At 35.1% G+C, this 7,189-nt stretch carries 6 protein-coding genes and 1 pseudogene; 6 read left to right on the forward strand and 1 reads right to left on the reverse strand.

Annotated elements, in window-relative coordinates; all coding sequences use genetic code 11:
* Positions 1 to 76: 76 nt before the first annotated feature.
* Complete coding sequence (locus SOY52_RS06435) at positions 77 to 895, reverse strand: ABC transporter permease (RefSeq protein WP_320848142.1); 819 nt, start codon at positions 893 to 895, stop codon at positions 77 to 79.
* Positions 896 to 1,084: 189 nt separating this feature from the next.
* On the opposite strand from SOY52_RS06435, the gene SOY52_RS06440 reads away from it, so the two are divergent.
* The 6 genes and pseudogenes from SOY52_RS06440 to SOY52_RS06465 form a co-directional block, all read left to right on the forward strand.
* Positions 1,085 to 2,020 (forward strand): ABC transporter permease, encoded by a 936-nt coding sequence (locus tag SOY52_RS06440; protein WP_320848143.1) that lies wholly within the window; start codon positions 1,085 to 1,087, stop codon positions 2,018 to 2,020.
* 15 nt (positions 2,021 to 2,035) lie between these two features.
* Entirely contained in the window at positions 2,036 to 2,935 is a 900-nt protein-coding gene (locus SOY52_RS06445; protein WP_320848144.1) for a carbohydrate ABC transporter permease, read from the forward strand.
* A gap of 75 nt (positions 2,936 to 3,010) precedes the next feature.
* Positions 3,011 to 3,976 (forward strand): uroporphyrinogen decarboxylase family protein, encoded by a 966-nt coding sequence (locus tag SOY52_RS06450; RefSeq protein WP_320848145.1) that lies wholly within the window; start codon positions 3,011 to 3,013, stop codon positions 3,974 to 3,976.
* 13 nt (positions 3,977 to 3,989) lie between these two features.
* Entirely contained in the window at positions 3,990 to 5,567 is a 1,578-nt protein-coding gene (locus SOY52_RS06455; protein ID WP_320848146.1) for an ABC transporter substrate-binding protein, read from the forward strand.
* 14 nt (positions 5,568 to 5,581) lie between these two features.
* The gene (locus SOY52_RS06460; protein WP_320848147.1) at positions 5,582 to 6,928 is read left to right on the forward strand and encodes a Sapep family Mn(2+)-dependent dipeptidase; all 1,347 of its coding nucleotides are present in this window, start codon (positions 5,582 to 5,584) and stop codon (positions 6,926 to 6,928) included.
* Positions 6,925 to 7,189, forward strand: a pseudogene (locus SOY52_RS06465) (serine dehydratase subunit alpha family protein); the annotation flags it as partial. The gene SOY52_RS06460 and the pseudogene SOY52_RS06465, both read left to right, overlap by 4 nt.

Here is a 7,189-nt window from a genome sequence, read left to right on the forward strand (position 1 = left end):
AGATTAACTCCATTAAGAGCAACTACTTCACCAGTACGTCCCATATATGTCTTTTTGACATTTTCAATATGGACTTTTATATCTCTCTCTTTTCCTGCCATCCTGTAAGCTTCCTTTCGAGCAATTTGATAATCTTCTCAACGGTAATGCCGATAATACCAATGATAATGATATAAAGTAACATTGGTGCTGTTTCATAGCTATTATTTAGTGTTCTAATTCTCATTCCAAGACCAGCCATAGCGCCAGTAGATTCTGCAGCAATAAGAGTTGTGAGCGCAACTGAAGCACCAAGGCGAACTGCAGTAAGAATAAATGGTAATGATGCTGGAGCAAGAACGCGAACAAAGATATCTTTATCTTTTGCACCAAGAACACGTGCTGCTTTAATTAATGTTTCATCAATGTTAATAATACCTTGATAAATTGTAATACACATGATAAGGAATGTAGCGATAGTAATAACGATTACTTGAGGCTTTCTTCCAACACCTGCTGCAATTACAATTAGAGGTACATATGCTAGAGGTGGGATATTTCTAATAAATTGAATCCATGGCTCTATGATGTTTCTAACTGGTTTATACCAAGCCATAAGAATAGCAATTGGAAGTGCAATAATAAATCCAAGTGCATATCCAAGACCAACACTAATTAAGCTTGATGAGATATCCTTAAATAAAAGCCCTCTTTCAATCATTACAGGAATCTGCTTAATTGTTACGATGATGTTCGGAAAACTTCTTGCAGTCTTAGGTAGTACAGACAAAAGTGTCCATAATCCAATAGCAGCAACTAATGAAAGTAGCAACCAAAGACGGCTTTTGGTTTTTTCTGAAATCCGAGAATTATCTCTCTGATTATTCTCTGCTTTAGCAATTTTACCCTTAGCCAAAACATGCCTCCCTTTTTCTTTACATATTTAGGCTAACACGGATTTGAGATATTGGTAGTATGAACTTTTTTCAACCTTTTCTAATGTACATTTATTTATTGAGAAGAAAAAAAAGCTTGCAATATATCGATATTGTAGTAAGATATTACTAAGATATTACAGAAAAATGTCATTTTTTGAGGTGAAAGAATGAGTAATACGTCGATATCAAACAGTAAAGGAGCAAAACTCAGACGCGATATAAAACGTCATTTAGGAGTTTATGTACTTGCTTTTGTCCCATTCATCTACTACTTAGTTTTCAAATACATTCCAATATTTAATGCACAAATTGCATTTAAAGATTTCATGGCACTTGATGGTGTATTAGGTTCAAAATGGGTTGGATTAAAAAACTTTAAGACCTTTTTTAATTCATTTTATTTTTGGTCTCTACTAAGGAACACAGTATTTTATTCCATTGGTAAATTAGTAATTTCACTTCCGTTATCTATTATTTTATCTATAACAATATATGAGTGTACAAAACCACACTTAAGAAAAATAGTTCAAACAATATCATACCTACCCCATTTCTTATCGTGGGTAATTATGTATGGAATACTTTTAGCTATCCTTGCCCCAGGTGATGGTTTAATTAATGATATTATTAAACTATTGGGTGGACAGCCAATAGACTTTTTATCAAACACAAAGACCTTTCCTTGGGTAGTTCTAATATCAGATGCTTGGAAAGAAATGGGATGGTCAGCAATTATATTTATTGCAGCATTAATGGGAATTGATGGCTCTCTTTTTGAAGCAGCAATGGTAGAAGGAGCTAGTAGCTGGCAAAGAGTAAGATATATCACATTACCTTCAATTAAACCGGTAATTGTAACAGTATTAATATTAAAACTTGGAACAATTTTAGATGCAGGTTTTAATCAAATATTCATGCTATATTCACCACAAGTTTATTCAGTAGCAGATATTATTGATACTTGGGTTTATAGACAAGGCTTACTTGAATTTGAATTCGGATTAGCAACTGCAGTAGGATTATTCAAAGGTGTCTTTGGTATGATTCTAGTTCTACTTTCAAACGCTTTCTCTAAAAAGGTAAGCGGAACAGGATTATTTTAATTAGAGGTAGCTAATATGAAAAAAGATAATTCACAAAATGCTGTCAAAGTAAAGTTATCTAGAACAGATAGAATATTTAATATCTGTGTTGATGCTTTCTTAATCTTCATGCTCATCGTATTAGTAATACCTCTATGGTCTACTATTACATTATCTTTTAGACCAAATCACTATATTGGTTCTTACTTAGAAGGTATGTTCCTTCCACCTTGGAAATGGTCATTAGATGCATATCATGCATTACTTGGAAATGATGGATTTTTGGATGCCTTCTTAAATTCATTTAAAATATTAGTTGGTGGTGTGACATGTTCTTTACTACTAACCATTCCTATGGCGTATGTATTATCTGTACACACTTTACCAGGTAGAAAGTGGATAAACATCATTATCATGGTCCCATATGTTTTTAATGTTGGAATGATACCTACTTATCTACTAGTAAAGAGTGTAGGACTAATAGGACACTTAAGTGCTGTATTCTTACCTACAGCAATATCTACATATAACTGTATTATCATGAAGCAGTTTTTTGAAGGAATTCCAGGGGAACTAAAAGAAAGTGCTAGAATCGATGGATGCTCAGAGATTAGAGTACTATTTAATATTATTATTCCTCTTTCAAAAGCAATTATCATGACAATTGGACTTTATTATGGAGTTGCTTTCTGGAACGACTTCTTCCATGCAATGCTCTATCTAACAGATAAGTACCCTCTTCCAATCTTACTAAGAAATATCTTGATTGGATCTGGCATGAATGAATTTGTTGAATCAAATGCATTTGGAAATGCACCAATTCAAGCAATAAAAGCTGCATCAGTGTTTATGGCTGCACTTCCTATGGTAGGTGCATATCCATTCATTCAAAAGTATTTCACAAAGGGAACTTTGGCAGGTTCTGTAAAGGGTTAATAATTGCCTATAAAAAGCTTGGGCTTTTATATATACAAACTAAGATATTAGTAAGATATCTAAAAAGAGGAATTAATGACTAAAAGAGAATTAGTAAGAAAAGTCCTAAATGGAGAAGCAACACAAATTACACCTTCTTGTTTCTCACTTCACTTTCCACAAGAGGATAAATTTGGAGAAAGGACAATAAAAGCACATTTACAATTTTTCAAAGATACAGACACAGATATCATCAAAATAATGAATGAAAATGCTTTCCCGGCTAACCCTGGTGTTTATTCTGCTGTAGATTTTAAACGCCTTAGAGTTCAGGATTCCAATTCTGCTTTCGTTCAAAACCAGGTGGATCTCGTTAAAGCAATTTTAGATAAAGCTGACAGCGATAAATATCCTATGTGCACTATTCAAGGTGTAATAGCTTCACTAGGTCACTCAATGAGACCACAGTATCAGCCTCTTAGTGAAATAAGAGCTTTACAGTGTCAATGCTATAGAGAGAATCCTCAGATATTAAAAGATGCAGTAAGTAGAGTAACGGAATCTCTATGTTACTTAGTTAGAGCGGTAATTGAAGCAGGTTGTGAATCTATTTTCTATGCAGTATTAGGTGGTGAGAAAGATTGCTTTACAAGAGAAGAAGCTGAAGATATCCAAGCACCTTTTGATAAAGCTGTAATGGAAGCTGCAAAAGTTGCAGGAGGAAAGGTAATACTTCACCTTTGTAAGACAAATCTAGATTTTGAAAGATTTACATCATATGCACCTTATATTGATGGCATTAACTGGGGTGTTTATGAGAATTCAATTCCACTCGAGGAAGGTATCAAGTTATTTCCTGGCAAAACAATTTTAGGAGGCTTGGAACACCGAAGTGGTGTTATTAAAGATGGAAGCATTGAAGAAATAAAAGCTGAAGTACATAGCTTGAGACAAAAAATGAAAGGTTACCCTTTCATACTTGGAGCAGATTGCACACTTGCAACAGACCAAGATAGAAACAAAATCAAAGCTGCTGTTGAAGCTGCAAGAGATATATTATAGGAGAAAAAAGGAAATGAAAATTAGAAACATTGTTATTGCTTTGTTGATTGCATCTCTTTTCTGTTTGCCTGTTTTTTCACAAGGTTCAAAAGAAGAGACTTCATCCACTCAAGACAAGCTAATCGACATCACATTCTGGTACAATCCAGCCAATGTTGAAGCCGGTGCACCACCTGCAGACTGGTTTATTTATGACCGTCTCAAGGAAGAACTTGGAATTAATTTAATTCTTACTGCTCTTCCATCAAGTGCAACAGACCGCGATGTAAAGATGAATGCTGCAGGAGCCGCAAATGCACTCCCTGATATGATGCATCTTCGCAGACCAGTAATGATAAATTTAGCAAAGCAGGGTCTTTTGGCACCAGTAGATGATATGTTCGAAAAGATGCCAGAAAGAACAGCTAAAATGTATAATCAAGATTCCTTTGCTTATGCAACTTACAATGGTCACATTTATGGCTTTGTTGCTTCAACAGGAGATATTAAAAAGAATGAAGGTATTTTAATTAGAAAAGACTGGTTAGATAATCTCGGTCTAGATATCCCTGTAACACTTGAAGATTACATGAATGTAATGAGAGCTTTCACATATAATGATCCAGACGGAAACGGAAAGGATGATACATATGGTTATGGTACATTCATTGAAATTACAGCTTCAGAAGAAGGTCTTGGAAGAAGACTTGATCCATTCTTTGGTGCCTTTGGATGTGCTGGTACTTGGGATCTTTCCAAGGAAAGTGCTGGCTTAAATATTCTTAAACCAGAATATTATGATGCACTCAATTTCATTGTTCAAATGAACCTTGAAGGTGTTATTGATCCTAACTGGCTCAGCCAAAAGAAAGATGATTTCAAAGCTAATTGGAAGCAGGGTAAATATGGCATGATGAGAGAACAAAACGCTTCATATGCTGCTGAATCAAACTATAAACCATTTGATAAAAACTTCCCTGATGGAGAATGGATTGTAATTGCACCACCAGTTGGACCAGAAGGTAAGAGCGCAGTTGGTGTTTATACAAACGTTAATGATGGTGTTATTGCAATTAATTCTAAGATTACTCCAGAAAAGAAAGATGCTATTGCTAGAATGCTAGAGTGGATGTCTGGTCCTGGCTACTATGCAATTGGTTGGGGTGAAGAAGGTGTTAACTTTGTCTTTGATGAAGAAGGTGTTCCTACAACAAATGGCCTTGCAGATCCATCAAAGGGCTTTAACAAAGCAGAAATTGTACCTCTCTTACAGCTCAAGGGTCTTGCATATTACTGGGGTGAAGCAGAATTAAAGAGTAGATATCCTTCATATATAACAGAGTATTCAAAGAAACCAATGTCTGCTCTTGTAACATTACGTGAAATGCAGGCTCAGCCATGGATTAAGCAAGCTGGTGTTGATCTTCTTCCTCTTCCAAATGGAGACTTAAAGAGATACTACGAACAGAGTGTTGCTGAGTTTGCTTCTGGAAACAAAAAGCTTACTCCAGAATCATGGGATGCTTTCATTAAGCAATTCAAGGCTCTTGGTGGCCAGGATTGGAATGATGAAGGTGTAAAAACAGCTAAAGAATTAGGAATTCTTTATTAATAAGGATTAATAATATGACAGAAAGGCAAAAAGCCGCTTTATGGTGGGATAACCATATTAATGAATATATCAATGATCTTTCAGGCTATGTTGCCTTTCCAAGTATTGCAGAAGAAGGTAAGGATGGTCTTCCTTTTGGAAGGCCATGCCTTGATATGTTACATTATATGAAAGCTCTCATGGAAAAATATGGCATGAAGAGCGAAATAATAAGCAATGTATTTGCTTCTGGAACACTTAAGGGTGAAAAAGAAACAATTGCTGTTGCATGTCACGGCGATGTTGTACCCGTTGATGGTAAATGGGATAAAGATCCGTTTATTCTCTATCAAAAAGAAGATCATCTTGTTGGTCGTGGAACAACAGATAATAAAGGCGCAGGAATCGCAGTCCTATATGCAATTAGATACCTCATTGAAAGTGGATATAAATTTTCTCATTCAATAAATTTATTAATTGGTTCTGCTGAGGAAATAGGAATGAGAGATGTAAATATTGCATTTCCTAATGGTAACAATGCGCTATTAACACTTGTTCCAGATTCTGGCTTTCCAGTTGCATATGGTGAAAAATCAAGCTTAAAAGCTGAAATCACAATTGAAAAAACAAACTCGAAAATTCTTAAATTATTTGGTGGCAGTGGAGTTGGTGTTATTGATGAAGCAACTGCAATTCTAACAGACACAGAAGGCTTAAAACCAAATGTAGATATTAATATAAATGGCAATAAAGTCACTGCTGTTGGAAAAGCACGTCATAGCGCAACTCCAGATGAAGGTGTTTGTGCCTTAAGAAAATTACTATGTTACTTAGATGAAAATAATCTTCTTGATAGTAACTTAAAGAAAGTAATATCAAGTTTTGTTGATTTTCATGGAAGTGGTTTAAACATAGCATATCAAGATAAAGAAGAAGGCCCTCTTACACTAGTAATCACAAAATGCGAAACACTAAATAATATTTTTGTCTTTACACTCAACTCTCGATTCCCCTCATCTGTTGATGTAAAGACAATTATTGAAAGTATTAGAAATACTTTTACAAACATAAACGTTATATCAACCTCTCAAGGATTTAAAACACAAATGAATGGCACTTTGCAAAAGTTAAATAACATTGCAAATAGTGTTTATGGTTCTTCAAGAGAACCTTATGTAATGGCAGGTGGCACATATGCACGCGCATTTAAACCTGCTATAGCATATGGGATGGGCTCTCCTACAGGTAATGCTAAGCCTCCTTTCCCTCAAGGAGAAGGAAGAGCTCACCAAAGAAATGAATCAGTTCAAATATCACGAATGAAGAACGGATTTATTATTTATATCGAAGCACTAAAGTTATTAGACAAGGAATTACAATGAATACTATCTTTGATGCATATACAAAAATATTGGATGAAGAATTAAAACCAGCACTTGGGTGTACAGAACCAGTTGCAATAGCATATGCAAGTGCAGCGGCAGCTGAGCTGATTAATAGAAATTTTGATAAACTAATAGTTGAATGCTCTGGAAACGTTGTAAAGAATGTTAAGAGTGTTACAGTTCCAAACTCTAATGGTATGAAGGGTATTGAAGCAGCAGCTCTGCTGGGTGCACTTGGAGGAACTTCTAATCTTCATT

The sequence above is a fragment of the Bullifex sp. genome (assembly GCF_034103065.1).
In the GTDB taxonomy this organism is placed as follows: Bacteria; Spirochaetota; Spirochaetia; order Sphaerochaetales; family Sphaerochaetaceae; genus Bullifex.